Origin of the sequence: Acidovorax soli, from assembly GCF_014207955.1 — a bacterium.
GTDB lineage: Bacteria > Pseudomonadota > Gammaproteobacteria > Burkholderiales > Burkholderiaceae_C > Acidovorax > Acidovorax soli_A.
In genome coordinates this window covers 80234-106416 of sequence record NZ_JACHLK010000011.1, presented here as the reverse complement: position 1 = coordinate 106416, position 26183 = coordinate 80234, and the positions used below count along the sequence as shown (strand labels likewise).

The 26183-nt window shown below is 66.7% G+C and carries 19 protein-coding genes; 11 read left to right on the top strand and 8 right to left on the bottom strand.

The genetic code is table 11. The annotated features are described in order from the left end of the window. The first annotated feature begins 6 nt into the window (after nt 1-6). A complete protein-coding gene (locus tag HNP48_RS24060) occupies nt 7-7146 on the top strand; it encodes a HAMP domain-containing protein (RefSeq protein WP_184861870.1) in 7140 nt (2379 codons plus the stop codon). A 17-nt stretch (nt 7147-7163) separates the two neighbouring features. Then, a complete protein-coding gene (locus tag HNP48_RS24055; protein WP_260420356.1) occupies nt 7164-8924 on the top strand; it encodes a response regulator in 1761 nt (586 codons plus the stop codon). Between the two features lie 755 nt (nt 8925-9679). On the opposite strand, the gene HNP48_RS35845 is transcribed toward HNP48_RS24055, so the two are convergent. Further along, nucleotides 9680-10036: a DUF6794 domain-containing protein gene (locus tag HNP48_RS35845; RefSeq protein WP_409362581.1), complete on the bottom strand. Its 357-nt coding sequence runs from the start codon at nt 10034-10036 to the stop codon at nt 9680-9682. Nucleotides 10037-10573: 537 nt separating this feature from the next. On the opposite strand from HNP48_RS35845, the gene HNP48_RS24050 reads away from it, so the two are divergent. Further along, nucleotides 10574-10957: a RidA family protein gene (locus tag HNP48_RS24050; protein ID WP_184861866.1), complete on the top strand. Its 384-nt coding sequence runs from the start codon at nt 10574-10576 to the stop codon at nt 10955-10957. A 29-nt stretch (nt 10958-10986) separates the two neighbouring features. Here the strand turns inward: HNP48_RS24050 and HNP48_RS24045 are convergent, their stop codons facing one another. Genes HNP48_RS24045 through HNP48_RS24035 form a run of 3 tightly spaced genes read right to left on the bottom strand, consistent with a single transcriptional unit; the run spans nt 10987 to nt 13546 of the window. Continuing rightward, nucleotides 10987-11433 (bottom strand): DUF6386 family protein, encoded by a 447-nt coding sequence (locus HNP48_RS24045; protein WP_184861864.1) that lies wholly within the window; start codon nt 11431-11433, stop codon nt 10987-10989. Nucleotides 11434-11477: 44 nt separating this feature from the next. Beyond that, entirely contained in the window at nt 11478-12266 is a 789-nt protein-coding gene (locus tag HNP48_RS24040) for a DUF2491 family protein (protein WP_184861862.1), read from the bottom strand. Further along, the gene (locus tag HNP48_RS24035; RefSeq protein ID WP_184861860.1) at nt 12263-13546 is read right to left on the bottom strand and encodes a hypothetical protein; all 1284 of its coding nucleotides are present in this window, start codon (nt 13544-13546) and stop codon (nt 12263-12265) included. Before HNP48_RS24035 ends, HNP48_RS24040 begins: the two co-directional genes overlap by 4 nt. Before the next feature lie 212 nt (nt 13547-13758). Here HNP48_RS24035 and HNP48_RS24030 point away from each other — a divergent pair, with 212 nt between their 5' ends. Together HNP48_RS24030 and HNP48_RS24025 are read left to right on the top strand one after the other, a co-directional pair. After that, on the top strand, nt 13759-14196 hold the full coding sequence (locus HNP48_RS24030) for a hypothetical protein (protein WP_184861858.1): 438 nt from the start codon (nt 13759-13761) through the stop codon (nt 14194-14196). Nucleotides 14197-14221: 25 nt separating this feature from the next. Then, the gene (locus HNP48_RS24025; RefSeq protein ID WP_260420355.1) at nt 14222-14611 is read left to right on the top strand and encodes a VOC family protein; all 390 of its coding nucleotides are present in this window, start codon (nt 14222-14224) and stop codon (nt 14609-14611) included. Nucleotide 14612: 1 nt separating this feature from the next. Here HNP48_RS24025 and HNP48_RS24020 read toward each other — a convergent pair whose 3' ends face one another. Both HNP48_RS24020 and HNP48_RS35455 read right to left on the bottom strand, forming a co-directional pair. Continuing rightward, on the bottom strand, nt 14613-15035 hold the full coding sequence (locus tag HNP48_RS24020; RefSeq protein WP_184861856.1) for a hypothetical protein: 423 nt from the start codon (nt 15033-15035) through the stop codon (nt 14613-14615). A 106-nt stretch (nt 15036-15141) separates the two neighbouring features. Further along, nucleotides 15142-15276, bottom strand: coding sequence for a hypothetical protein (locus HNP48_RS35455; RefSeq protein WP_260420354.1), 135 nt, complete (start codon nt 15274-15276; stop codon nt 15142-15144). A 321-nt stretch (nt 15277-15597) separates the two neighbouring features. Here HNP48_RS35455 and HNP48_RS24015 point away from each other — a divergent pair, with 321 nt between their 5' ends. The 3 genes from HNP48_RS24015 (at nt 15598) to HNP48_RS24005 (ending at nt 17953) form a co-directional block, all read left to right on the top strand. Next, nucleotides 15598-16053, top strand: a complete 456-nt coding sequence (locus tag HNP48_RS24015) for a hypothetical protein (protein ID WP_184861854.1) — start codon at nt 15598-15600, stop codon at nt 16051-16053. A gap of 363 nt (nt 16054-16416) precedes the next feature. Beyond that, on the top strand, nt 16417-17106 hold the full coding sequence (locus tag HNP48_RS24010) for a HipA family kinase (protein ID WP_221480326.1): 690 nt from the start codon (nt 16417-16419) through the stop codon (nt 17104-17106). Continuing rightward, nucleotides 17084-17953, top strand: a complete 870-nt coding sequence (locus HNP48_RS24005; protein ID WP_221480325.1) for a hypothetical protein — start codon at nt 17084-17086, stop codon at nt 17951-17953. Before HNP48_RS24010 ends, HNP48_RS24005 begins: the two co-directional genes overlap by 23 nt. A gap of 79 nt (nt 17954-18032) precedes the next feature. Here HNP48_RS24005 and HNP48_RS24000 read toward each other — a convergent pair whose 3' ends face one another. Together HNP48_RS24000 and HNP48_RS23995 are read right to left on the bottom strand one after the other, a co-directional pair. Further along, nucleotides 18033-18677, bottom strand: coding sequence for a nucleoside-diphosphate sugar epimerase (locus HNP48_RS24000; RefSeq protein WP_260420353.1), 645 nt, complete (start codon nt 18675-18677; stop codon nt 18033-18035). Beyond that, nucleotides 18667-20457, bottom strand: coding sequence for a DEAD/DEAH box helicase (locus HNP48_RS23995; RefSeq protein WP_184861846.1), 1791 nt, complete (start codon nt 20455-20457; stop codon nt 18667-18669). Before HNP48_RS23995 ends, HNP48_RS24000 begins: the two co-directional genes overlap by 11 nt. A gap of 249 nt (nt 20458-20706) precedes the next feature. Here HNP48_RS23995 and ettA point away from each other — a divergent pair, with 249 nt between their 5' ends. The 3 genes from ettA (at nt 20707) to HNP48_RS23980 (ending at nt 26098) form a co-directional block, all read left to right on the top strand. After that, on the top strand, nt 20707-22368 hold the full coding sequence (gene ettA, locus HNP48_RS23990) for an energy-dependent translational throttle protein EttA (RefSeq protein WP_184861844.1): 1662 nt from the start codon (nt 20707-20709) through the stop codon (nt 22366-22368). Between the two features lie 334 nt (nt 22369-22702). Then, nucleotides 22703-25339: a DUF1631 family protein gene (locus tag HNP48_RS23985; protein WP_184861841.1), complete on the top strand. Its 2637-nt coding sequence runs from the start codon at nt 22703-22705 to the stop codon at nt 25337-25339. A gap of 204 nt (nt 25340-25543) precedes the next feature. After that, a complete protein-coding gene (locus HNP48_RS23980) occupies nt 25544-26098 on the top strand; it encodes a 3'-5' exoribonuclease domain-containing protein (protein ID WP_184861839.1) in 555 nt (184 codons plus the stop codon). Nucleotides 26099-26183 lie beyond the last annotated feature (85 nt).

The window sequence follows — 26183 nt, the reverse complement described above, 5'->3', positions numbered from 1 at the left end:
AGTCCCATGACACCAACCCTTGCACCGGAGTCCCTGGACCTGCTGCCCCCTGCCCGCGACCCCGCCCCGGGCCTTGCGGCACCGGACCCGCTGGCCGAGGCGCGCTCGCGGCAGATCCTCTCGGCGCTGCTGTCGTTTTCTGAAGGGGACTTTGCGGCGCGGCTGCCGGTCGACTGGCCGGGCACGGACGGGCGCATCGCCGAAGCCTTCAACCAGACCATCCGCCAGGCCGCGGGCTTCACCGGCGAGGTCGCCCGCCTGAGCGAGACCGTGGGCAAGGAAGGCCGGCTGGCGCAGCGCATCTCGGCGCCCGCGGCGCAGGGCAGCTGGGCGGCCCAGGTCGTCGCCCTCAACACCCTGGTGGACGACCTGGTGCGCCCCACCACCGACATTGCGCGCACCATTGGCGCGGTGGCCAAGGGCGACCTGGGCCAGCCCATGGAGCTGCAGGTCGACGGCCGCCCGCTCAAGGGCGAGTTCCACCGCTCGGCCGAACTCGTCAACACCATGATCGAGCAGCTCTCGGTCTTCACCTCCGAGGTCACGCGCGTGGCGCGCGAGGTGGGCATCGAGGGCAAGCTCGGCGGGCAGGCCCAGGTCAAGGGCGTCTCGGGCGTGTGGAAGGACCTGACCGAGTCGGTCAACCAGATGGCCGGCAACCTCACGGCCCAGGTGCGCAACATCGCCGAGGTGACGATTGCCGTGGCCAACGGCGACCTGTCCAAGAAGATCACGGTGGACGTGCGCGGCGAGATCCTGCAGCTCAAGGAGGCGACCAACACCATGGTCGACCAGCTGCGCAGCTTTGCCTCCGAGGTCACGCGCGTGGCGCGCGAGGTCGGCACCGACGGCCGCCTGGGCGGCCAGGCCGTGGTGCCCGGCGTGGCCGGCACCTGGAAGGACCTGACCGATTCGGTCAACTCCATGGCCAACAACCTGACCTCGCAGGTGCGCAACATCGCCACCGTGACCACGGCAGTGGCGCGCGGCGACCTCTCGCGCAAGATCACGGTGGACGTCAAGGGCGAGATCCTGGAGCTCAAGGAAACCATCAACACCATGGTGGACCAGCTCAACGGCTTCTCGTCCGAGGTGACGCGCGTGGCGCGCGAGGTGGGCACCGAAGGCAAGCTTGGCGGCCAGGCCCAGGTGCCCGGCATTGCCGGCACCTGGAAGGACCTGACCGACTCGGTCAACTCCATGGCCAGCAACCTCACGGGCCAGGTGCGCAACATCGCCGGCGTGGCCACCGCCATCGCCAAGGGCGACCTGTCTTCCAAGATCACGGTCGAGGTCAAGGGCGAGATCCTGGCGCTCAAGGAAACCATCAACACCATGGTGGACCAGCTCAACGCCTTTGCCAGCGAGGTGACGCGCGTGGCGCGCGAGGTGGGCACCGAGGGCAAGCTGGGCGGCCAGGCGGCCGTGCCGGGCGTGGCCGGCACCTGGAAGGATTTGACCGACAACGTCAACTCCATGGCCAACAACCTCACGGGCCAGGTGCGCAACATCGCCGACGTGACCACGGCCGTGGCGCGCGGCGACCTCTCGCGCAAGATCACGGTGGAGGTCAACGGCGAGATCCTGGAGCTCAAGAACACCATCAACACCATGGTGGACCAGCTCAACGGCTTTGCCAGCGAGGTCACGCGCGTGGCGCGCGAGGTGGGCACCGAGGGCAAGCTCGGCGGCCAGGCGGCCGTGCCCGGCGTGGCGGGCACCTGGAAGGACCTCACGGACAACGTGAACTTCATGGCCAGCAACCTCACGGGCCAGGTGCGCAACATCGCCGAGGTGACCACCGCCGTGGCGCGCGGCGACCTGTCCAAGAAGATCACGGCCGACGTGCGCGGCGAGATCCTGGAGCTCAAGAACACCATCAACACCATGGTGGACCAGCTCAACGGCTTTGCTGGCGAAGTGAGCCGCGTGGCGCGCGAGGTGGGCACCGAAGGGGCGCTGGGCGGCCAGGCCCAGGTGCCCGGCGTGGCCGGCACCTGGAAGGACCTGACCGACAACGTCAACTCCATGGCCAGCAACCTCACGGCCCAGGTGCGCAACATCGCCAACGTGGCGACAGCCGTGGCCAACGGCGACCTGTCCAAAAAGATCACGGTGGACGTGAAGGGCGAGATCCTGGAGCTCAAGAACACCTTGAACACCATGGTGGACCAGCTCAACGGCTTTGCCAGCGAGGTGACGCGCGTGGCGCGCGAGGTGGGCACCGAGGGCAAGCTCGGCGGCCAGGCCCAGGTGCGCGGCGTGGCCGGTACCTGGAAGGATTTGACCGACAACGTCAACTCCATGGCCAACAACCTCACGGGCCAGGTGCGCAACATCGCCGACGTGACCACGGCCGTGGCGCGCGGCGACCTCTCGCGCAAGATCACGGTGGAGGTCAACGGCGAAATCCTGGAGCTCAAGAACACCATCAACACCATGGTGGACCAGCTCAACGGCTTTGCCAGCGAGGTCACGCGCGTGGCACGCGAGGTGGGCACCGAGGGCAAGCTCGGCGGCCAGGCGGCCGTGCCCGGCGTGGCGGGCACCTGGAAGGACCTCACGGACAATGTGAACTTCATGGCCAGCAACCTCACCGGCCAGGTGCGCAACATCGCCGACGTGGCCACCGCCATTGCCCGGGGCGACCTCTCGCGCAAGATCACGGTGGAGGTCAAGGGCGAGATCCTGCAGCTCAAACAGACCATGAACACCATGGTGGACCAGCTCAACGCCTTTGCCGAAGAGGTCAGCCGCGTGGCGCGCGAGGTGGGCACCGAGGGCAAGCTCGGCGGCCAGGCCGCGGTGGAGGGCGTGGCCGGCACCTGGAAGGACCTCACGGACAACGTCAACTCCATGGCCAGCAACCTCACGGGCCAGGTGCGCAACATCGCCGAGGTGACGATCGCCGTGGCCAACGGCGACCTGTCCAAGAAGATCACGGTGGACGTGCGCGGCGAGATCCTGGAGCTCAAGGAAACGATCAACACCATGGTGGACCAGCTGCGCAGCTTTGCCGCCGAGGTGAGCCGCGTGGCGCGCGAGGTGGGCACCGACGGCAAGCTCGGCGGCCAGGCCCAGGTGCCCGGCGTGGCCGGCACCTGGAAGGACCTGACCGACAACGTCAACTCCATGGCCAACAACCTTACCGGCCAGGTGCGCAACATCGCCGACGTGGCCACCGCCATTGCGCGCGGCGACCTGGGCCGCAAGATCACGGTGGACGTGAAGGGCGAGATCCTGCAGCTCAAGGAGACCATCAACACCATGGTCGACCAGCTCTCGGCCTTTGCCAGTGAAGTCACGCGCGTGGCGCGCGAAGTGGGCACTGAGGGCAAGCTCGGCGGCCAGGCGGCCGTGCCCGGTGTGGCGGGCACCTGGAAGGACCTGACCGACAACGTCAACTCCATGGCCAGCAACCTCACGGGCCAGGTGCGCAACATCGCCGAGGTGACGATTGCCGTGGCCAATGGCGACCTGTCCAAGAAGATCACGGTGGACGTGCGCGGCGAGATCCTGCAGCTCAAGGAAACCATCAACACCATGGTGGACCAGCTGCGCAGCTTTGCCGCCGAGGTGACGCGCGTGGCGCGCGAGGTGGGCACCGAGGGGCGCCTGGGCGTGCAGGCCGTGGTGCCCGGCGTGGCCGGCACCTGGAAGGACCTGACCGACTCGGTCAACACCATGGGCGCCAACCTCACCAGCCAGGTGCGCAACATCGCCGAGGTGACCACGGCCGTGGCGCGCGGCGACCTCAACCGCAAGATCACGGTGGACGTGAAGGGCGAGATCCTGGAGCTCAAGAACACCATCAACACCATGGTGGACCAGCTCAACTCCTTTGCCGGCGAGGTCACGCGCGTGGCGCGCGAGGTGGGCACCGAGGGCAAGCTGGGCGGCCAGGCGCAGGTGAGCGGCGTGGGCGGCACCTGGAAGGACCTGACCGACAACGTGAACTTCATGGCCAGCAACCTGACCGAGCAGGTGCGCGGCATCGTCAAGGTGGTGACCGCCGTGGCCGATGGCAACCTCAGCCAGCGCCTCACAGTGCAGGCCAAGGGCGAGGTGGCGGCGCTGGCCGACACCATCAACGGCATGACCGACACCCTGGCCACCTTTGCCGACCAGGTGACCAACGTGGCGCGCGAGGTGGGCGTGGACGGGCGCCTGGGCGGCCAGGCCAACGTGCCCGGCGCGGCGGGCACCTGGAAGGACCTGACCGGCAACGTCAACCTGCTGGCCGCCAACCTCACCACCCAGGTGCGTGCCATTGCCGAGGTGGCCACCGCGGTAACCAAGGGCGACCTCACGCGCTCCATCCAGGTCGATGCCAAGGGCGAGGTGTCCGAGCTCAAGGACAACATCAACACCATGATCTCTAACCTGCGCGAGACCACCGAGCGCAACCGCGAGCAGGACTGGCTCAAGACCAACCTGGCGCGCTTCACCGGCATGCTGCAGGGCCAGCGCGAGCTCACCACCGTGGGCAAGCTGCTGCTGTCGGAGCTGGCGCCCCTGGTCGACGCCCACCAGGGCACGGTCTACCACCTGGACGGGCAGGACGGCCAGGACGGGGCAGGGCTGGCGCGCCTGTCGGGTTATGCGCAGGTCGGCCAGGCGCGCCTGGCCGAGCGCCTGGCCCTGGGCGAAGGCCTGGTGGGCCAGTGTGCGCTGGAGCAAAAGCGCATTTTGCTCACGGACGTGTCGCCCGACTTCATCCGCATCGGCTCCAGCCTGGGCGAGGCCCGGCGCGTGAACGTGGTGGTGCTGCCGGTGCTGTTCGAGAACCAGACCAAGGCCGTGATCGAGCTGGCCTCGCTGCAGCCTTTCACCGCGGTGAACCTGAACTTCCTGGACCAGCTGGCGCAGAACATCGGCGCGGTGATCAACACCATCGAGGCGACCATGCGCACCGAAGGCCTGCTCACCCAGTCGCAGCAGCTCACGGCCGAGCTGCAGTCGCGCCAGAGCGAGCTGCAGCAGACCAACGAAGAGCTGGGCACCAAGGCGCGCCTGCTGGCCGAGCAGAACGCCGAGGTCGAGCGCAAGAACGCCGAGGTGGAGCAGGCGCGCGGCGCCCTGGAAGAAAAGGCCTCCGAGCTGGCGCTGACCTCCAAGTACAAGTCAGAGTTTCTGGCCAACATGTCGCACGAGCTGCGCACGCCGCTCAACTCCATCCTCATCCTGAGCCAGCAGCTGGCCGAGAACGGCTCGCGCAACCTCTCGTCCAAGCAGATCGAGTATTCGCGCAACATCAACTCCTCGGGCACCGACCTGCTGCACCTGATCAACGACATCCTGGACCTGTCCAAGATCGAATCGGGCACGGTCACGGTGGATGTCGAGGAGATCGGCTTCGCGGCGCTGCGCGACAACATCGAGCGCAACTTCCGCCATGTGGCGGAGGCCAAGAACCTGCCTTTCCACATCCGCTTCGAGCGCGACCTGCCGCGTTCCATGGCCAGCGACCCCAAGCGCCTGCAGCAGATCCTGAAGAACCTGTTGTCCAACGCCGTCAAGTTCACCAGCCAGGGCCAGGTGGAGGTGCGCGTGGGCATCGCCAAGGTCGGCTGGACGCCGGACCACCCGGTGCTGCGCCAGGCGCGGCAGGTCGTCGCCTTCGCGGTGGAGGACACCGGCATCGGCGTTGCGCCCGAAAAGCAGCGGCTCATCTTCGAGGCCTTCCAGCAGGCCGATGCCGGCACCTCGCGCAAGTACGGCGGCACGGGCCTGGGCCTGGCCATCAGCCGCGAGCTGGCGGTGCTGCTGGGCGGCGAGATCCGGCTGACCAGCGTCTTCGGCCAGGGCAGCGTGTTCACCCTGTACCTGCCGCTGGAGCATGTGGACGCCGAGACCCCCGGGCCGCGCGGGCCGGCGGACCTGGCCGAGCAGCCCCCCGCCCGAGCGCTGGCCACGCTGGGTGGCCTGCGCGAGGAGCAGGTGGCCGACGACCGCGAGGCCATCGGCCCGCAGGACCAGGTGCTGCTTATCATCGAGGACGACCCGCACTACGCGCGCATCCTGCTGGGCCTGGCGCGCGAGCACGGCTTCAAGGGCATTGTCGCCAACAAGGGCGCCCTGGGCCTGGCGCTGGCGCGCGAGTACCGGCCGGCGGCCGTGTGCCTGGACATCTTCCTGCCCGACATGCTGGGCTGGACGGTGCTCAGCCAGCTCAAGCTCGATCCGGCGCTGCGCCACATACCGGTGCAGATCATCACCCAGGAGGAAGAGCGCCAGCACGGCCTGTCGCACGGCGCCTTCGCCTACCTGGTCAAGGGGCCCACCACCACCGGGCTGGAGGCCGCCTTTGGCCGCATCAAGGACTTCATCGTGCCGCGCACCAAGCGCCTCTTGGTGGTGGAAGACAACGACATTGAGCGCGCGGCCGTGCTCGAACTGCTGGGCAACGACGACATCGAGATCGTGCCCGCTCCGAGCGGCAGCGCGGCGCTGCAGGCGCTCCGCGCCGAGCCCTTCGACTGCGTGGTGCTGGACCTGCGCCTGCCCGACATGAGCGGCTTCGAGCTGCTCGAGCAGGTGCGCGCCGAGCCCGCCTGGTCGCAGCTGCCGGTGGTGGTGTTCACCGGCAAGGACCTGAGCCGCGAGGAGCAGGAGCGACTGCAGGCGCTGTCGCGCAGCATCATCCTGAAGGACGTGCAGTCGCCCGAGCGCCTGCTCGATGAGACCGCGCTCTTCCTGCACCGCGTGGTCACCGCGCTGCCGCCCGAGAAGCAGGCCATGCTGGAGCGCCTGCACAACTCGTCGGACGCGCTGCGCGGGCGCAAGGTGCTGGTGGTGGACGACGACGCGCGCAACATCTTCGCGCTGACCTCGGTGCTCGAGAACCATGCCGTGGAGGTCATCAGCGCCACCAACGGCCGCCAGGCCATCGAGATCATCGACCGCACGCCCGAGCTGTCCATGGTGCTGATGGACATCATGATGCCCGAGATGGACGGCTACGAGACCATGCGCGAGATCCGCAAGGACCGGCGCTTTGGCACGCTGCCCATCCTGGCGCTCACGGCCAAGGCCATGAAGGGAGACCGCGAGAAATGCCTGGAGGCCGGCGCCAGCGACTACATCGCCAAGCCGGTCAACACCAACCAGCTGCTCTCGCTGATGCGCGTATGGCTGTACCGCTGAGCCCGGGCCCACGCACCATGTTCCCCGCCACACCCGACCTCCCGGTGCCGCCCGCGCCCGCCGTAGCACCCGAGGCCGCCTTGGCGGCGGGCGAGGGCGGCGGCAGCGGGCCCGTCAAGATCCTGGTGGTGGATGACGAGCCCTCCAATCTGGCCGTGATGGAGGCCGTCTTCCAGGACTCGGGCTACACCCTGGTGCATGCCTCCTCGGGCTCCGAGGCGCTGATGGCGCTGATGAACCACGAGTTCGCGGTGCTGGTGCTGGACGTCAACATGCCCGACATGACCGGCTTCGAGCTGGCGCAGCTCATCAAGCAGCGCAAGAAGACGGCGCATGTGCCCATCATCTTTCTGACCGCCTACTTCAACGACGACCAGCATGTGGTGGAAGGCTATGGCAGCGGCGCCGTGGACTACCTGCACAAGCCCTTCAACGTGGGCGTGCTGCGCTCCAAGGTGGCCATCTTCGCCGACCTGTACCGCAAGACCCTGGCGCTGGAACAGGTCAACCAGGCCCTGGTGCAGCAGGTCGCCGAGCGCGCGACCGCCCAGGAGCAGCTGCGCCTGCTCAACGAGACGCTGGAGCGCCGGGTGCAGGAGCGCACCCATGCGCTGCAGCTGCGCGATGCCCAGCTGCGCGAGGCCGACCGGCGCAAGGACGAGTTCCTGGCCACGCTGGCGCACGAGCTGCGCAACCCGCTCGCGCCCGTGGCCTATGCGCTGCGCCTGCTGCGCCTCAAAGGCGCATCGCAGCCGCATGTCGAGCGCTCGGCCGACCTCATCGACCGCCAGGTCAAGGCCATGAGCCGGCTGATCGACGACCTCATGGACGTGAGCCGCATCAACCAGGGCAAGATCCAGCTGCACAGCAGCCGCGTGGAGCTGGCCGGCATCCTGCAGGACGCCATCGACGCGGCCCGGCCCATGATCGATGAGCAGCGGCACACGCTGGTGCTGCAGCTGCCGCCCCCGTCGCTCACGCTCGACGGCGACCCGACGCGCCTGGCCCAGGTCTTCATGAACCTGCTGCTCAACGCGGCCAAGTACATGGACGCCGGCGGGCGCATCGAGCTCACGGTCGATACCTCGGCCGACGAGGCCCGGGTCACGCTGACCGACCAGGGCATCGGCATCGCGCCGGGCCGGCTGGAGAAAGTGTTCGAGATGTTCTCGCAGGAGGAGGCGGCCCTGTCGCGCTCGCGCGGCGGCCTGGGGATCGGGCTGGCCCTCACGCGGCGCCTGATCGAGCTGCACGGCGGCTCCATCGCGGCCCTGAGCGAGGGCGTGGGGCACGGCAGCTCCTTCGTGGTGCGCCTGCCCCTGGCCGGCCCGGCCGCGCCTGCCGCCATGGCCCTGCCGGAGGGCAGCGGGCAGGCCGCCAGGCCGGTGCGGCCGCTGCGCATCCTCGTGGCCGACGACAACCAGGACGCGGCCGATGCCCTGGCCGAGCTGCTGGGCGCCCTGGGCCACAGCGTGCACCGCGTCTACGACGGCGAGGCGGCCGTGGAGGCCGCGCGGCTTGTCGACCCCGAGCTGGTGCTGCTGGACATCGGCATGCCCCGGCTCAACGGCTACGAGGCCTGCGAGGCCATCCGCGCGCTCGGAACCCGAAGCCTGGCGCAGATGTGGGCCATCACCGGCTGGGGCCAGGCGCAGGACATGCGCCGGGCCAGGGAGGCGGGCTTCGACCACCACCTGGTCAAGCCTGTGAGCCCGGACACGCTGATCGGCATGCTGGCCGATGTGGGGCCGGCCCGGGGGCGCCACCGGGCTGAGTAGGGCTCGGAGGATCTTTGCTGCCTGGTGCTGCTGGGCTGAGGCACGACGCTGGAGGGGGTCTGGCCGCTCAGTTGCATATTTCGGTCACTGCTGGGTCGTCGGAGCGAATGCAGTTGGACTGCAGGAGCGGAATGAATTGAACACCGCGACCGGCCCTCGTGGACACTCCCAGGTCGCTGGCGATGACCATCTGCTCGGCTTCGCTGGGTCGCCTTCTTGGGGGATACAAGGCACGGGCGCTGCCAGCTAGACTTGCGCAGTCGGCCAAGCGGTCGTTTGAGTCTCTCCGCCACTGCCTCACCTGCTCATGAAATCTGAAGATGTATCTTCCGTGTCAGTGAAAGCACTATTCGGTAGAAACCGTGTGCGAGTCGGCGAGAGGGAGGTTTCTATAGTGCTGCTCATCCCTGAAAGCGAGTGGCGTCCGCTCAGTGCCTCATGGTGGCGCGGGAAAAGTGTGTGCATCATCGGTGCCGATGAGAGCGGGAACTTCTTTTTGAGACACTGTGATGGCTCGGTTCGCCACTGGGACCACAAGCTCGGCGCTGACCTCAAGATCGCGGCCAGCGTCCGCGATTTCATCAGAATGATTGGATAGCTCGACGGTCGAGTAGCGGCTAGAAGCGTAAATTCACTGAACGGCGCTTCTGAGGCAAATCGTTCTCGAATTTTCTCGAGGTATCACTCTTCGTGAACTGCGGCTGTACGGAGTTTCCCATTGAAGCTTGCTGCAACGGGGCAACTCGACTAAGGGGTTAACTCTTGTCTTGGAGCCTTCGCCATACGGCTTTGATGATGACCATAGACGCCTCGTCTGGATGGCAGCCCTTGCCACAAGCGTTCTCCAAGAGACTGCGATTTCCGCGCCATAGGCCGTAATGGTTTCGAATTCCTGTTCCCCAACCCCTGTGGAACATGATGAGGTCTCCTTCAGGTGTGTCTCGAACAGTCTTCCTGCTCTGTTCCGACATGCTGGAGAGTATGTCCTTTACAGTTGCTTCGACTGTCACTGGCCACTTGTCAGGTCCCAGTGGTTCCTTTGAATTTTCTTCTGCATGACATGGGCCTGCAAGAAGGAGGCTAGAAATGAGTGCGATGAAGAAACGGTTCATAAGGCTAACGTGATGATGTATCCCTAAAACCTACGGGATAACTGGATCGTGCGAGACGTTCTGGGCGCAAGTCTCTCCTGGAGATGGCTTGCAATATAGGCTTGCAGGTAATGGCCTGTTTAAAATCCAGGTAGAAAGTCCGAGAAAGCCGGCAGGTGTCAATTCGGCCGACTAGAGCTTGCCAGCTGCTCTGACCGAGATTCCCAAGGGCACGTTTGGTTTGAGCCAGCGGGCCACAAACCAATGGCAGTTTCTGGATGGCGTTTCCCAACGACGGCTTTGGGCCCGAAGCCGTCGTTGGACAGTACTACGCCTAAGTGACCATCGATTCACTACCCGCTGGTTTGCAGTCCAAAATGTGATGCACAAGTGTCCGGTCCCTGACTGCTGGAAAGCCATGGTTGCCGGGTTGATGCTTGCCGGGTTCTGCGGTCTGAATTGCGTTGGGCGTTTACGAGCATTCGCTGCGCCGCTTTCAGATGCCGAGCAGATGGCAGCCAAGCCCCCCCAATCTCAACCACTTGGTGATGAAGCCCGATGAATGAAGCCGAACGCAATGCAGGACTCCCAGCCACACCGCAGTACCGCTACGCGGATCGCGTCGGCGATCGTCTGTTTGTGGCCGGCCAGGTGCCTCTCGACTCCCATGGCCACCTGGTAGGTCCCGAAGACCCGGGCGCACAGGCCGTGCAGTGCCTGCGCAACCTGGAACGGCTGCTCGCAGTGCACGGATTTCAAGCCACGGACATTCGGCAATTGGTCGTGTACGTGGTCGGCAATCAAGCAAGCCTCTCTGCGGCATGGTCCGCGGTCGCCGATGGGTTTGGTGGCCAGGTTCCACCTGCCACCCTGCTCGGTGTTGCCGGACTGGGCTACGTGGGGCAACTCGTGGAGATTGACGCCACCATACTCAAGGCGTGAGGTCATTGCGCGACATGGCCGTCTCGCACTCACGTTCCAAGTCGCACCAGTCCGCCCAACGCGTTCGAGGCGGGAAGGTCCGTCGCCGCCAATGAGATGACGACCGTGCTACCCCTCTGGCGCGCACGAACGAGGTAGGAGCCCGGCTCGGCATCGAAGAATACGTTTCCATACCCGGCCTCCGGTTCCAGGCCATCGGATGTCATGAATTCACCCGCACCCAGGAAGAACCGCCCGCTGGTGTTTCGCAGCACCAGCTCCACGTCCGCGTCCGGCAGCCCCGCCTCTGCCACGACTTCCAGTTCATAGCGTCCGTCGCCGCCGACGTTCATGAACGCAGCATTCCCCCGGTTGACCTCCAGCAGTTCTTCCTGGGGTAGCGACCACCAATCGGCATCGTCGTCGAGGCGATGCCGCATGCACGCGGGGTCGAAAAGGACCAGGGTGGCAGTGCCGGTTGTGACGATGGTGCGCATTGTTCAATGAATGTCTGGTTTTGGCCGATTGTCGCAATACGCCTTCAGTGCACGGCCACGAAGTCCGCACCCAGCACCAGGCCCACCATGAAGTCCACATGGATCTCGCGGCGCGCGCTGTCGCCGTTTTGCTCTTCGACGATCTCGGTGCAGATCAACAACTGCTCCTCGCCACTGCCCGCCACGCTGCGGCGGTAGGGCATGAACACCACGTCCTGGCGCAGGCCGTTGCGGCCCTGGCGGTCGTCGATGCGGTTCTCGGTGCCGCGAAACGGCGCGATGTGCTCTTGCGCGGGGCTCCCGGCGCTGCGCGTGTACTCCAGGGTATCGCTCTCGCCGAAGGCCCGGTCCACCAGCGCCTGGGGCAAGACCAGCCCGGCGAACTGCTCGCGGTGCAGGCGGAAGCTGGCTTCGCCCAGGCCCGTGCCGCCTTCGCCGAGAAAGGCCGCCTGCTCCTCGGGGCTCGCAGGGAACAGCCGCAGCAGGCGGTGGTAGTAGACCAGCTCTCGGGCCTCGCCCTCGGGGTCGGTGTAGATCTGCAGAAAGCACTCGGGGCCGTCGCCAGCGTCGCCGCGTGCGGTGTAGAGGCGGTGCACGGCGCCTTGCAGGTCGGCCGAGCGCAGGCGCGAGATGGACTCGATCTGCACCAGGTCGGCAGGGGCGGGCACCAGGGAATCATCGGCGAGCCGGAAGGGCGCGGCATCGAAGCTGATCGAGCCGCCGATGCGCCCGCCCAGGGGCACGCCGGCATCGGCCGCCGCCGCGGGTTGTGCATCGCTGCTGCGCCCGCCCAGCAGGCCCCGCGCCTTGGCAAACGCCTGCGACCAGCTCACAGCACGTACCTCTGGGTCTGCGCTGCGGCCTGGGCTTTGAGCCGCTTGGACCGGATGTACAGGCCGATCACCAAGGCCCCGAGCGTGATGAAGATCCACGCACCGCCCAGCCCAGAATCCGGCGAAGGAGGCGGCACGCGCGCTGCGGCATCCTTGAAGGGGGTGCTGCCATCGCCCACGGTGGTCAGGCCCCCGATAGCCGATCCACCGCTGTCGGGGCCCGTTGCCGAGGGCGGGGCTGTTCCCGCAGTGGCCGCCGTGGCCAGGGCCGCGCCAGCCACGGCGCCAGCGGCAATGCCCACGCCTGTGCCCATTCCCATGCCATTGCGCGGGGCTGAGGGGCGCGAGGGCCGGTCGTCTGCCGGCCACTGGGCTGCCTGCTGCTGTCGCTGCGCACGGTAGGCCCGCGCGTTGGCCTCGTCCAGGTCGCGCTGGCGCTGGTCGGCCAGCCGTTCGGCCTGGATGCGCCGATCCCGCTCGTAAGCCGCTGCGGCACCGCCCGCGCCTGCAGGCGCATAGCCGCCGAAGTTCGATGCCGTGGCGGGGGCCGGCTGGCGCTGCGCCAGCGCGGCCGCCGACGACTGGCGCGCGTTGGCAACGGCCGTGGCCGCCTGCGCTTCGGCGCGCGCAGCCTGGGGCGATGGCTGCTGCGCGGGTTGTGGCTGCCTGCCATCGAAAGTGCGCATCGCCTGGTTGCGCGCGGTGGTATTCGACAGGTCGTTGGCCACCGAGCTGTTCGGCCGGGCGGCCTGCAGGGGCGGGGCCGTGGGGGATGGCCTGGTGGCGTCCGCCTTCTGGCTGCCGCTGCCGAAGCTGCCGAAACTGGTCGCCGGCTGGGGCTTGCGCTCTGGCCGCCCGGAGGCCTGGTCGGCGGGGGGCGCATCCCTCTTGGCGGGCGCGCTGCCGAACGAGCCGAAGCGGGTCGGGCGGTCGTCGGCGCGCGATGGGGCGGCTGCGGGTGCCGAGCGCGACGGCGCCACAGTGCTCTCGCGCTTGGCAGACGAGGAGGACGAGGAGCCGAAGGAGCCAAAGCTCTGCCGGGGAGCGGACGATGGCGCCGATTTCGAGCTGCTGCCACTGCCGCTGCTACTGGACTTGCTGCCCGAATCCTTGGACAGGGCCGGGCCGCCTGCCAGTGCCAGCACCAGGCCGGCGATGGCCAGCGGCAAGGTCCAGCGGGGGCGGCGGTCGGTGTGGTGGCTTTGGAGCGGTCCGCTGGCCACGGCATGGCCGCGGGGCAGGGGTTCATCAACGCGGGGGCGTCGGTCGGCAGATCTCATGGGGCGGCGGCGGGTGGTCCACGCCCGGGCGCGGCGGCACGGGCGCTTCGAGAAGGTGAGCATTCATTATGCGGCCGATGCCTGCTGCCTGTCGCGCGGTGCGGCAATGCGCGTTCAAGGGAGCGGCGGGCCCGCCCCGCGCGCATCCTGACAGACAATGCGCGTCTGCCAAGCCGGCCGCAGGGGTAGGCCGGGCGAAGAAAAAGGAACCCATGCACCTGCTTGTTCCCGACGATTTTTCAAACCTGGGCGGGGCGCACCAGAAGGCATTGCAAGGCTTCACCCTGTTGGCCGAGGATGAGAAAGGCGCCCTCGTGAGGCTGGACGAGGACCTGGCCGGCCACGCCCCGGTGCGAGCGGGCGCCGTGCTGTGTGCAGCCTGGTCGCGCGACAGAGGGTTCCTGCGCGCCATTCGGCCGGCCAGCGATGCGGACCGCCTCCAGCGCTTTCGCCGGCCGCACCACCTCGATGGCCTGACCGTGGATTGCTGCGGGGCCCCGGCAAGCTACCTCTCGATCTATGACGAGGGGTCGGGCGCCTTCTTCGACCTCGGCGTGCCGCCCGAATCCGCACGCGCCATCGCCCAGGGGCCGCTGGTCTACTTCTTCATGTGCACGCGCTGCAACCAAGCCAGCACGCGGCCGCTGTGACACCGGGCACAATCCGCTCCAAGGAATGGACTCTCTGGGAGACGACCGCATGGGAATGGAAACGCTGGAAATCAAGGCCTATGTCCCGGCGCGCGACTTCGCGCTGTCGCGCCGCTTCTACACCGACCTCGGCTTTCGCGAAGAGCTGCTCTCGCCCGACATGGCCTACTTCAACGCCGGCCACTGCAGCTTTCTGCTGCAGAACTTCTACGTGAAGGAGCACGCCGAGAACTTCATGATGCACCTGATGGTGGCCGACGTCGAAGCCTGGTGGGAAAGGGTCGTCGCCCAGGACCTGGCCGGCCGCTACGGCGTGCGCACCATTGCGCCGCAAGACCAGCCCTGGGGCATCCGGGACTTCTGCCTGGTGGATCCCACCAGCGTGCTGTGGCGCATCGGGCAGAGCCTCGAGTAGCTCAGGTGGCGCCCCGGGTCTTGGGTGCCGCCGCAATCCTGCACACCACCCAGGCCCCCGCCGCGAACGATGCGGACAGCACCACCGTGGCCAGCATCCCACCCCCCATTGCCGGAAACACCGCGCAGGGCCAGGCGGCGGACACCCCCATGGCCACCGGCCAGCGCAGCTGGCCCAGCCGCGCCAGCAGCCCGAACAGCCCCGCGTGGAACACGGCCACCACCAGGTACAGCACCGGCCAGGCCATCAGGGTCGAGGTGATCGTGTGGGTGTAGCCGTCGTCGGGTGTGCCGTCGGGCAGCAGCAGGGGCAGCGAGGCGAACTCGACCAGCACCAACAGCAGGGGCGCCAGCAGCGCCACGGCCGACCCGGTCAGCACCGCCTGGGTGAAGCGGGCGAGAAAGCGGTGTTGTAGTGCTGGCATGGGTGCGGAGCGGCGAGAGTCCGGTCGATGGTGCCCGATTGTTGCGTGCCCAGGGCCTGTTCACACTAATTCCGGGGATCGCGTTGCCCGGCCTGGGGGCTGAATGCTAGGCGCCCGTGCGCAGCAAGGTGGGCACCTTGCAAGCGCGGGCAACGCCGCAGACGGCCCCCAGGCCGGGCAACCCGAAGGGAAGTCCCTTGCCGGCGCGCCACTCGTCGTTGCGCTCCTTGCGTGTGCACATGCACACGCTGCGTCGCGCGCCTAGATTGGCACGCCGGCAAGGGCCTTCGCGACCCCGAAATTAGGGTGAACAGGCCCTGGTCGCCATCCCTATGAGGTGGGTGTGAAGTATTGGCCCAAGGCCTGTTCGATGCAAGCCTGGGGCCGCTACTGTCCCTTCATGCGCAACGGCAAGGGCCGCCATGCCGTGCTTGCATGGCCTTGTTGCTTTTTGTGCCGCCTGGCCCCGATGTTACGAAGGCTTGCATTTGTGCGGGCTGCGGGCGCCTATTCTTGCCCGCGATTCGCGTGAACAACCAGGCATCCGAGGGAGAACGACACCATGGCCCAGAACGACCAGCACACCACGACCACCATCGCCAAGACCGCCGCAGCGGTCATCGCCACCACCGCCGCCATGGCCGGCCTGGCATTGCTGCCGGCGCAGGCGCATGCACAGCAGCAACCCGGCCCCGTGCGCGACGTTGCCGTGGTGGCCGAGGTCGACGGTCCGCAGGCCGAGCGCCTGGGCGCGCTGGTGACCGAGGGCATCCGCAAGAGCAGCTCCATGCGCTACCAGAACGCCGCGGCCAAGGCCCAGCTCACGGTGCGCATCGCCACCATGTCGGCGCAGGACGCGGGCTCCATCGTCTACTCGGCAACCTGGGTGGCGTCGCGCAAGGACACGCTGATCGACCGGCAACTGGCGACCTGCGATGTGGAGCGCATCGCCGCATGCGCCGAAGCCGTGGTGGCCAAGACGGATGCGGTGCGGGTGGCGTTGGCGGGCAAGAAGTAATCGAGGAGCTTTGTAGATGCTTGCGCTACGTGTGTGCCTCATGCATCTGGGAGTACTCCATCCTACCTTTGCGCCGGAGCCAGCCTGGCACTCCTGCTGTGTGTAGCAGTAGGCATGGTTAGCGCTCTCGGGCTCCTGATACAGTTGTAGTCCAAATCATAGGCAAGCGTCGAGGGATCCCTCGTGGCTGAGGGGGAAAGCCGAGGAGAGATGCCAAGCTCAACCGACAATGTCAGACCGTTCAGAGGTAGCCAGCTTCCGCCACTCGGCATCGCAGCCACAGCGGGAAAAGGGAATCTCATTACTGGCTCCCGCAATGAAATTTGGCTGTGCCACGCCTATGGGCTCAGTCAAGCACCTTTGATGCTCTACATCAAGCTCAACCTTTCTACCAGAGCAATGATGGTAGAGGCGTTGTGCGCCCAGTTGGCTCAGTGTGTAGGTTTGGATTGCCCTGATCCGTACTTGGTGACAGTGAATCCGATCCATGTTGGTCGACCTGCCGGTTCAAAGATCCTTGCTTTTGGTGCGTTGGACGTGAGCAGCAAGTCAATGGCGCGCCCCATCCGCGCGCTCGAAATGCTCCTTGACCTGCTTCACAGACTGAAAGTCGCAGACTTGGCATGTGCGTTCGATGAATGGATCTGCAACGATGTTCGCAGTCCATCCGACATTCTGGTGTCACCCGAATCCAGAATTTTTTTGATCGATCACGAGGCTGCCATTGGCGAGGGGCTGGAGCCGGGCGTGGCGTTAACAAACTGGCTGGCACAGAGAATTGCTGAGGGCATGACCCTTGAGGAGCGTGCGACTTTTCTGCGCAAAGTACGAGCACGATTGGCGGCATTGCGGCATGCTTCACTTGGCGCTGCCCCGCTTGCGGCACAGTACTCACAGGACGGTGTTCGCATCTATGAGTCTTTGGTACAGTTCCTTGAAGACCGTCTCTTGCACATTGATCGACTTGTAAGCCAGCGATTCTTGCCTGAGCAGCGTTACCTCGAAGAGCCACCTGAAGCACCTGTCAAAAATGATGCCAATCGAACTTCCTAGCTTTGAAGCCGAATGGCGACCATTGCGCATGGAGACAATTCCAGGCAGCGGAGAGGTGATTACGGTGGCTGTGCTCGTTAAAGCTGCAAGCGGCCAGAGTGCTATCCGCCAATCGGTGCAGCCCGCTGTGTTCAGCTCCCTATTCGGTCCGGCTGCAGGAAAGGGCGTAGGGACGATGGTCACGGCTAGCGTCATCTCGATACAGCAGCAACTTGATAAAGGGATCCCGGCCGATCAAGTGATGCCTCCGTTTGGAGGTTTCGATTTTGGGCTTCCGAGAGACTGCGTTGCGAGGGATTTCAACGAAGTGTTCGACGTCGCTGTCCGTCTCTCCAGTGCTTTTGGCCAGTCTGCTTTTGGCAAGCAGAGTGAGGCTGCCGATTCATCGAAGCAGGCTTTCGACGATTGGGCTGAAAGGGTTAAGTTGGCACTTCTTCAGCGGCGTGAAGTCGATGCTGCTCAGCAGGCCCTGCAGGCATTCAACATCCGGCTAAAGGTGGCTGGCCGACATCTGAGGTTTGGCGTGCTGAAACATTCGTATGCTGCAAATTTTGGAGTGCTTCGCCCGGGGCATATAGGGGCTGATATGCGGTCTCTCAAACTGAAGGTGTTTGATTTGCAGGGGTTGCGCCGCGAACAGGTGTTGCCGATTGACTCGGCGGAGGTTCTGGTCGGTTGTCCAGCTGAAAGCGCGTTGGAGTCCTTCTCACATCGTGAGGTCGACAGCTTCCACGAATCAATCTTCTACATCGAGTCTGAATCTAAGGCTCGGGGCGTAAAGTTAATTCGTTGTGACACGGCTCAAGGCGCTGCCAACCATGTCGCGTCGGCACTCCTGGCGGCTTAGCTCTACGTTCAAAAATGCCTGTGAGTTCAAGGCCTGATTCGACCGGATGCTGATCTAGCCGGCGTAGGGCCTTTCTTGTTCAGGCCTCCAGCTCCCGCCCCATCAGCACCCGCACCTGCGGCACCCCCTCGCGCGGCCCGGCCTGCACGGCGCGCACCAGGGCGCGCGCCACATCGGCACCCGGTCGGGCGCGGTAGCTGGCGGGGATCAGCGGGTCCAAGAGCTTGAACGCGCGGATGGACAGCGATTCGGCTGCGCGCGGCGCCTGGCCCAGGGCCTGGCGTTCGCCCAGCAGCAGGGAAGGGCGGGCGATCACGAGCGTGGCGAAGCCCAGGCCCTTGAGCGCCTGCTCCACCTCGCCCTTGACGCGGTTGTAGAAGAAGCGGGAATGGGCGTCGGCGCCCATGGCGGTGACCACGCCGCAGCGCGTGGCGCCCGCCGCCAGCGCGGTGCGTGCCGTGGCGATCACGGCATCCAGGTCCACGGCGCGAAAGGCCTCTTGGCTGCCTGCGGCCTTGATGGTGGTTCCGAGTGTGATGTACACGTCGTCCACCTGCCCGGGCAGGCCCGGTACGACGGGCCTGGCGCCCAGCGTGGAGAAATCCACGGCATGCAGGTGCAGCCGTGGATGGGGTGCGAGGTCCGGCGCACGCCGGCCCTGGGCATGCAGCACATGCACCTCGGGCGGCGCGCCACCGGGCGCCGCCGGGGAATTACCTGCCAAAAGATCCGCGAGAACCGCCCGGCCCACGAGACCCGTTGCCCCGGCCACCACCGCCACCACCATAGCCGCCACCTCCACCGTTGCCGCCACGATAACCGCCGCCACCACGGCGGCCGCCACCCATGCTGTCCACGCTGGTGCGCATCGGGTCGGGCTGACCGCCGCCGCCATTGCCGGAATGGCGGTGGCCGGGGTTGCTGTGGCCCGAATGCGTGCCCAGGTGGGCATTGGCGCGTGGCGGTTGGTCGTCGTAACGGCTGCTGCCGCCATCGTAACCGCCGTTGCCGCCACCACCACCGCCCGAGCGGCCACCCCGGCCGCCGCGGCCGGCCGACTGGGCGCCACCGCGTGCGCCGCCACCGCCATTGCCGCCGCCACCATGGGCCGGGCCGTTGCTGTTGGCGCCGGAGCGGCCGCCACGGCCACCACCATTGCCGCCGCCACCACCGTTGGCCTGGCGCTGGCCGCCGCCACCACCACCGCCGCCCTGTGCGGCCTTGTTGGTGCGGATGCGTTCCATCATTTCGCTGCGGGCGGCCTTGGCGGCGGCCTGCATCACGTCACGGCTCGGTGGCTTGCCGGCGCCGCCCCAGATGGTCTGGCGGCCCATGGCGATGGGCTCGGCCTTCTCTCCGGGTTCGGGGCCGAAGCCTTCGATGACCTGCACGGGGATCTGCTGCTTGGTGAAGCGCTCGATCTCCATCATGAAGCCTTCTTCGTCCATGCACACCAGGCTCACGGCTTCGCCGCTGTTGCCGGCGCGGCCCGTGCGGCCGATGCGGTGCACGTAGTCTTCCGAGACGTTGGGGATTTCGTAGTTCACGACGTGCGGCAGCTCGTCGATGTCGATGCCGCGCGCGGCGATGTCGGTGGCCACCAGGGCGCGGATGTCACCGCTCTTGAAGCCGGCCAGGGCCTGGGTGCGGGCGCTCTGGCTCTTGTTGCCGTGCAGGGCCATGGCCGAGACGCCGTTCTTGGTCAGGAACTCGGCCACATTGTTGGCGCCGAACTTGGTGCGCGTGAACACCAGCACCTGGCTCCAGTTGTGCTGCTGGATGATGTGCAGCAGCACCTGCTTCTTCTTGCCGCGGCCTACGGGGTGGATCACCTGGGTGATGCGCTGCACCGTGGTGTTGCGCGGCGTGACCTGGATGCTCTGGGGGTTCTTGAGCAGGCCGTTGGCCAGCTCGCGGATCTCGTCGCTGAAGGTGGCCGAGAACAGCAGGCTCTGCTTTTCGCGGGGCACCAGGGCCAGCACCTTCTTCACGTCGTGGATGAAGCCCATGTCCAGCATGCGGTCGGCTTCGTCCAGCACCAGCACTTCCACGGTGGACAGGTCCATGAAGCCCTGCTGCTGCAGGTCCAGCAGGCGGCCGGGGGTGGCCACCAGGATGTCCACGCCGCGCTTGATGCGGTCGATCTGCGGGTTCATGCCCACGCCGCCGAAGACGACGGTGGAGTTGATGTCCAGGTATTTGCCGTATTCGCGTACGGACTCTTCCACCTGCGCGGCCAGTTCGCGGGTGGGGGTCAGCACCAGGGCGCGGATGCCCTTGCCGCCGAACTTGTTCTTGGGCACCGTGCCTTGCGAGAGGCGGTGCAGCATGGGCAGGGTGAACGCGGCGGTCTTGCCGGTGCCGGTCTGTGCGCCGGCGAGAAGGTCATGGCCTTCCAGGACGGCGGGAATGGCCTGGGCCTGGATGGGGGTGGGCGTCTCGTAGCCCGTTTCGTGCACGGCCTTCAGGATGGCAGGAGCCAGGTTCAGTTCGTCAAATGTCATGTCGTTGAATGCGCCCGTCCGGGGCGCCGGGTATCGGCCTGTCGTACAACCGGGGGGGTTGCCGAGCCAGTCTCAAGCCAATGTGGTTCAAGGGTGGGAGCCCAGAAATTGCTTCTTTCGTCCCCAGCAGTGTGCTGATGCAGTGGGCAACTGGAGCCCGCCGCGGAACGTATTGTCGCATGGCCTGATAATCTCCCCCTGAACGCAAACATTTTTTGCAAACTTCCCTCTCTTGCAGGTTAGAAACCAATGGCCCAATACGTTTATTCGATGAACCGCGTCTCCAAGACCGTGCCGCCCAAGCGGCAGATCTTGAAGGACATCTCCCTGAGCTTCTTCCCCGGCGCCAAGATCGGCGTGCTGGGCCTGAACGGCTCGGGCAAATCCACCCTGCTCAAGATCATGGCCGGCGTGGACAAGGAAATCGAAGGCGAAGCCATCCCCATGCCCGGGATCAAGATCGGCTACCTGCCCCAGGAGCCCCAGCTCAACCCCGAGCACACCGTGCGCGAGAGCGTGGAAGAGGCCATGGGCGAGGTCTTCGCCGCCAAGGCCAAGCTCGAAGAGGTGTACGCCGCCTATGCCGAGCCCGATGCCGACTTCGACGCCCTGGCCGCCGAGCAGGCCCGCCTGGAAGCCATCATCGCCACCGCTGGCACCGACTCCGAGCACCAGCTCGAAATCGCCGCCGACGCGCTGCGCCTGTCCCCCTGGGACGCCAAGGTGGGCGTGCTCTCCGGCGGTGAAAAGCGCCGCATCGCGCTGTGCCGCCTGCTGCTCTCCAAGCCCGACATGCTGCTGCTCGACGAACCCACCAACCACTTGGACGCCGAGTCCGTGGACTGGCTCGAGCAGTTCCTGCACCGCTTCCCCGGCACTGTGGTGGCCATCACCCACGACCGCTACTTCCTGGACAACGCGGCCGAGTGGATCCTGGAACTGGACCGCGGCTACGGCATTCCCTACAAGGGCAACTACAGCACCTGGCTGGACCAGAAGCAGGCCCGCCTGGAGTCCGAGCAAAAGGGCGAGGAGGCCCGCGCCAAGGCCCTGAAGAAGGAACTGGAGTGGGTGCGCCAGAACGCCAAGGGCCGCCAGGCCAAGAGCAAAGCGCGTATCGCCCGCTTCGAGGAACTGAGCGACTACGAATACCAAAAGCGCAACGAAACGCAGGAAATCTTCATTCCTGTGGCCGACCGCCTGGGCACCCAGGTGATCGAGTTCAAGAACGTCACCAAGTCCTTCGGCGACCGTGTGCTCATCGACAACCTGTCCATGAACATCCCGGCCGGCGCCATCGTCGGCATCATCGGCCCCAACGGGGCGGGTAAATCCACGCTGTTCAAGCTGATCGCCGGCCGCGAGCAGCCCGACAGCGGCGAGGTGGTGATCGGCTCCACTGTGAAGATGGCCTACGTGGACCAGAGCCGCGACGCCCTCTCGGACGAGAAGACCGTCTGGGAAGACATCTCCGGCGGCCTGGACATGATCAACATCGGCAAGTTCACCATGGCCAGCCGCGCCTATGCCGGCCGCTTCAACTTCAACGGTGGCGACCAGCAAAAGAAGGTGGGCATGCTCTCGGGCGGTGAACGCGGCCGCCTGCACCTGGCCAAGACCCTGATCGCCGGCGGCAACGTGCTGCTGCTGGACGAACCCTCGAACGACCTGGACGTGGAAACCCTGCGTGCGCTGGAAGACGCGCTGCTCGAATACGCGGGTACAGTGTTGGTAATCAGCCACGATCGCTGGTTCCTGGACCGCATCGCCACCCACATCCTGGCCGCCGAAGGCGACAGCCAGTGGACCTTCTTCGACGGCAACTACCAGGAGTACGAAGCCGACAAGAAGAAGCGCCTGGGCGAAGAGGGCGCCAAGCCCAAGCGCATGCGTTACAAGGCCTTGAAATAAGGTCCAACCCCCTGAGGCGCTGCGCGCCTTCCCCCTTCTCTCGCATTGCTGCGCAATGCGGGAAGGGGGACGCCCCCGGTGCGGCGGGGCGGCCCTTGCACGGGGGCACTGGCATCGGCCGCGCCAGTTTTTGCGCCCGTTCCCGGTGCTGCACAGCGAAAGTCAGCGGGTTTTTTCGGGCGCGCGGGTAAGGATATGTAAAGAAGCCATGTGCCGCCGGGGGCTCTGTTGCCACCGGTCGGCGGGGAATTGTGCACAGGGTCTTCAGGTCAAGTAGGATTGCAGCTGGAAACGATTTTTTCGACTTTTCCTCTCCTGCCTTTTCCCGCCCACCATGTCCCAGCCAGTGTCCAGTTCGAGAAACGTTTTCCGTGCCTGCGTGGTCAACGCGGTGCGTGGGGGCGAGGCGCTCATGGAAAAGCTGGTGGCGGTCACCCGCAACGCGCTGACGGCCGAGGAAGCCTCGGTGCGCAACATCCAGCAGCGCAACTTGGCCAGCGACAGCCTGCGCCTCCTGGGCCAGCACGAGGCGGCCCTGGTCAAGGGCTACTCCATGGCCCTGCTGGAGATCTTTGCCGAAGGCCCGGCCGCCACCCCGGGCACCAAGCCCCGGGCGAGCGACGATTCGGCCCTGGATTTTGGTGAACTCACGCTCATGGACGAGAGCGAGGTGCAAAACCAGGTCGAGCTGGCGCGCGCCCAGCAGCTCGCCTCCCACGCCACCGAGGCCGTGTTGGCCGAGCTCAACACCCTGGTCAGCTCCGCCCAGGGCCTGCGCAGCGTGCAGCCCGAGCGCAACCCGCTGCGGCCCGAAAGCTACATCCGCGCCCTGCAGCAGGTGGTGGGCGAGACCGGCGTGAACGCCGACGTGCGCGGCCTGTGGATGCAGCACATGCGCGACCTGCTGGGCAAGCTCCTGGTCGACGAATACAAGACCATGGTCAAGGCCCTGCGCGACAACGGCGTGGAGCCCGTGGGCTACGCCGTGGTGGGGGCGCCCGGCGGCAGCACGCGCTCGGGTGGCGGCTACGGCGGTGGCAGCGGCAACACCGGCTATGGCGGTGGCTACATGGCCAACAACTATGGCGGCCCCATGGCCGGCCCCAGCGGCTACGGCAGCCCGGGCTACGGCAATACCGGCTATGGCAACACCGGCTACGGCCGCGGCGGCTATGGCGGCAACAACAACTGGAGTGGCGACCCGGGCAACAACTGGAGCGGCGAGCCCCAGATGCCCATGATGTCGCCGCAGGCCGCAGCGGCCGAAGAGGCGCTGCTCACCGTGGGCATCCTGCGCCAGATGCTGGCCGGGGGCGACCCGTTCGATCCGCGCTCCTATGGCGGAGCGGGCGGTGGTGGCGGCATGCCGGTGATGGGCGGCGGCGTGCCCTCGCAGCCGGCCAGCATGCACTCGGGCCTGGGCGGCAGCAGCGGCTACAACAACCCTGCCGCTGCAGCGGCGGCCGAGGCCATCGAGGACATGGCCCAGCTCGAACGCCTGGTCGGCCGCCTGGCCGGCGGGCCGCAGGCCGCCGCCGTGGCAGCCATGCCGCAGGCCGCCGTGCCCCAGGCCGGCTGGGCGGCCACCATGCCCGGCACCGCACCGCAGCAGCTGTACACCGTGCCGGGCCGGCCCTACCAGCAGATCTATACCGTGCCCGTGGTGGCCCCGCACGACCCGCCGGCCATGGCCGCCGAGGTGGTGGGCCGGATGATGGAGAACATCGCCCGCGATTCGCGGCTCTTGCCCTCCGTGCAGCGCGCCGTGCAGAACCTGGAGCCCGCGCTCAAGCACCTGGTGCGCCGCGACCAGAGCTTCTTCACCGAGCCCAGCCACCCCGCGCGCGTGCTGCTCGACGAGATGACCCAGCGCAGCCTGGCCTTCCCCGACGAGAAGGCCCCGGGTTTTGCGCGCTTCATCCGCCTGCTCAACGAATCCGTGGGTTACCTGGCGGGCATCGAGATCAAGGACGCCACCCCCTTCGAGACCGTGCTCAAGGCCTTGCAGGCCGCCTGGAACTCGCAGGTGCAAAAGGCCAAGGCCCGCCAGGCCGAGAAGGACAAGGCCCAGCTCATCGCCGAGCAGCGCGAAATGCTGGCCGGCAAGATCGCCGCCGACATCCGGAAGCTGCCCGACCTGGAGCGCGTGCCCGCCGACGTGCTCGACTTTGCCGCCGGCCCCTGGGCCGAGGTGGTGGCCCTGGCCCAGGTCTCGCAGGGCGACAATGGCGAAGACGACCCGGGCGGCTACCTGGCCCTGGTGCCCGTGCTGCTGTGGAGCGCCCAGCCCGAACTCACCCGGGCCGAGCCCGACCGACTGTCCGAAGCCATCCCCAGCCTGCTGGTCAAGCTGCGCGAAGGCCTGCAGACCATCGACCACCCGGCCGCCAAGACCAGCGCCTTCCTGGAGCGCCTGGTGGGCCTGCACCAGGACGCCTTCGAGCGCGCCAACTTCGCCAAGATCACCCTCGACCCCGAGGAGCCGGCGCCGGACTCGCGCGACCCCATGGACTCCGTGGCAGCGGTCGCTGGCTACGACGACAGCGCCCAGGCCCCCGTGGACAGCGCTGCCCCGGCCGCACCCTCTGCGCCTGCGGCTCCCGCCGAGCCGTATGCCGAATTCGTCGTGGGCGCCTGGGTCGAGCTCATCACCAACGGCCGCGCCGTGCGCACCCAGCTCACCTGGACCAGCCCGCACGGCACGCTGTTCCTGTTCACCGCGCCGGACAACAGCACCCAGTCCATGACGCGGCGCATGCGCGACAAGCTGGCCGACGAAGGCTCGCTGCGCGTGGTGCCCGCCCCCAAGGTGCGCCCGCCCGCACCTGCGCCCACGCGCGCAGGCGGCATCGCCACCACGCGCGGCAGCCTGCCCGCGCCGCTGGAAACTGCGCGCGGCAAGCTCGCCGGTGTGCCCAGCAGCAAGCAGGCGCCGCTGTCGGGCAAGCCCTCGTCGCCCAAGGGGCGCTGACCGGCGCCCATGTCCTGGCAGCGTGCGTCGGCACCCCGCCCAGGACCCCCACCCTCGCCGCGCAGCCATCCTGCGCCCCCGTCTGGCGCCGCAATCGACACACCATGGTGCAATGCGCCGACCAGCGGCATGGCGTGTGCCATGGCCCGGCCGCAGTGCATGGCCGGCAGCCGTTCATCCAACAACAAGAAAACCTGAAACAGCATGACCGAGATCTACATCAGCACGGACGTCGAAACCGACGGCCCCATCCCCGGCCCACATTCGATGCTCAGCTTTGGCTGCGCCGCGTACACGGCCGACAAGACCCTGGTGTCCACTTTCAGCGCCAACCTGCACACCCTGCCGGGCGCTGCTGCAGACCCCAAAACCGCCGAATGGTGGACCACCCAGCCCAAGGCCTGGGCCGCCTGCCGCACCGATCTGCAGGAGCCCGAGACCGCCATGCGCCACTGCGTGCAATGGATCAAGGGCCTGCCCGGCAAGCCGGTCTTTGTGGCCTATCCTGCGGGCTTCGATTTCCTTTTCATGCACTGGTACCTGATGCGCTTTGCGGGTGAGAGCCCGTTCAGTCATTCGGCCCTGGACATCAAATCCTTTGCCATGGCACAGCTCAAGACCGACTACCGGGCCACGACCAAACGCAACATGCCCGCGCGCTGGTTCGACAAGCTCCCGCACAACCATGTGGCGCTGGACGATGCCATCGAGCAGGGCGCTTTGTTCTGCAACATGCTGGCGGAGAACCGCGGGCGCTGAAACTGGCTTTGGCTTTCGGAGCCGCATCGCGCAGTGTTGCGGTTCGTCCTCAGTGCTGGCTCCTGGTCTGCATTCTTCATGACCA

What these genes read in the sequence shown, in the direction of transcription:
- HNP48_RS35845 (WP_409362581.1), bottom strand. Translation starts at nt 10,036, where the DNA reads ATGAACCGTTTCTTCATCGCACTCATTTCTAGCCTCCTTCTTGCAGGC.
- HNP48_RS24045 (WP_184861864.1), bottom strand. Translation starts at nt 11,433, where the DNA reads ATGCGCACCATCGTCACAACCGGCACTGCCACCCTGGTCCTTTTCGAC.
- HNP48_RS24025 (WP_260420355.1), top strand. Translation starts at nt 14,222, where the DNA reads ATGGACTCTCTGGGAGACGACCGCATGGGAATGGAAACGCTGGAAATC.
- HNP48_RS24035 (WP_184861860.1), bottom strand. Translation starts at nt 13,546, where the DNA reads ATGAGATCTGCCGACCGACGCCCCCGCGTTGATGAACCCCTGCCCCGC.
- HNP48_RS24020 (WP_184861856.1), bottom strand. Translation starts at nt 15,035, where the DNA reads ATGCCAGCACTACAACACCGCTTTCTCGCCCGCTTCACCCAGGCGGTG.
- HNP48_RS23985 (WP_184861841.1), top strand. Translation starts at nt 22,703, where the DNA reads ATGTCCCAGCCAGTGTCCAGTTCGAGAAACGTTTTCCGTGCCTGCGTG.
- HNP48_RS24005 (WP_221480325.1), top strand. Translation starts at nt 17,084, where the DNA reads ATGATGCCAATCGAACTTCCTAGCTTTGAAGCCGAATGGCGACCATTG.
- HNP48_RS24050 (WP_184861866.1), top strand. Translation starts at nt 10,574, where the DNA reads ATGAATGAAGCCGAACGCAATGCAGGACTCCCAGCCACACCGCAGTAC.
- HNP48_RS24015 (WP_184861854.1), top strand. Translation starts at nt 15,598, where the DNA reads ATGGCCCAGAACGACCAGCACACCACGACCACCATCGCCAAGACCGCC.
- HNP48_RS24030 (WP_184861858.1), top strand. Translation starts at nt 13,759, where the DNA reads ATGCACCTGCTTGTTCCCGACGATTTTTCAAACCTGGGCGGGGCGCAC.
- HNP48_RS24060 (WP_184861870.1), top strand. Translation starts at nt 7, where the DNA reads ATGACACCAACCCTTGCACCGGAGTCCCTGGACCTGCTGCCCCCTGCC.
- HNP48_RS23980 (WP_184861839.1), top strand. Translation starts at nt 25,544, where the DNA reads ATGACCGAGATCTACATCAGCACGGACGTCGAAACCGACGGCCCCATC.
- HNP48_RS24010 (WP_221480326.1), top strand. Translation starts at nt 16,417, where the DNA reads ATGCTCTACATCAAGCTCAACCTTTCTACCAGAGCAATGATGGTAGAG.
- ettA (WP_184861844.1), top strand. Translation starts at nt 20,707, where the DNA reads ATGGCCCAATACGTTTATTCGATGAACCGCGTCTCCAAGACCGTGCCG.
- HNP48_RS35455 (WP_260420354.1), bottom strand. Translation starts at nt 15,276, where the DNA reads ATGTGCACACGCAAGGAGCGCAACGACGAGTGGCGCGCCGGCAAGGGA.
- HNP48_RS24055 (WP_260420356.1), top strand. Translation starts at nt 7,164, where the DNA reads ATGTTCCCCGCCACACCCGACCTCCCGGTGCCGCCCGCGCCCGCCGTA.
- HNP48_RS23995 (WP_184861846.1), bottom strand. Translation starts at nt 20,457, where the DNA reads ATGACATTTGACGAACTGAACCTGGCTCCTGCCATCCTGAAGGCCGTG.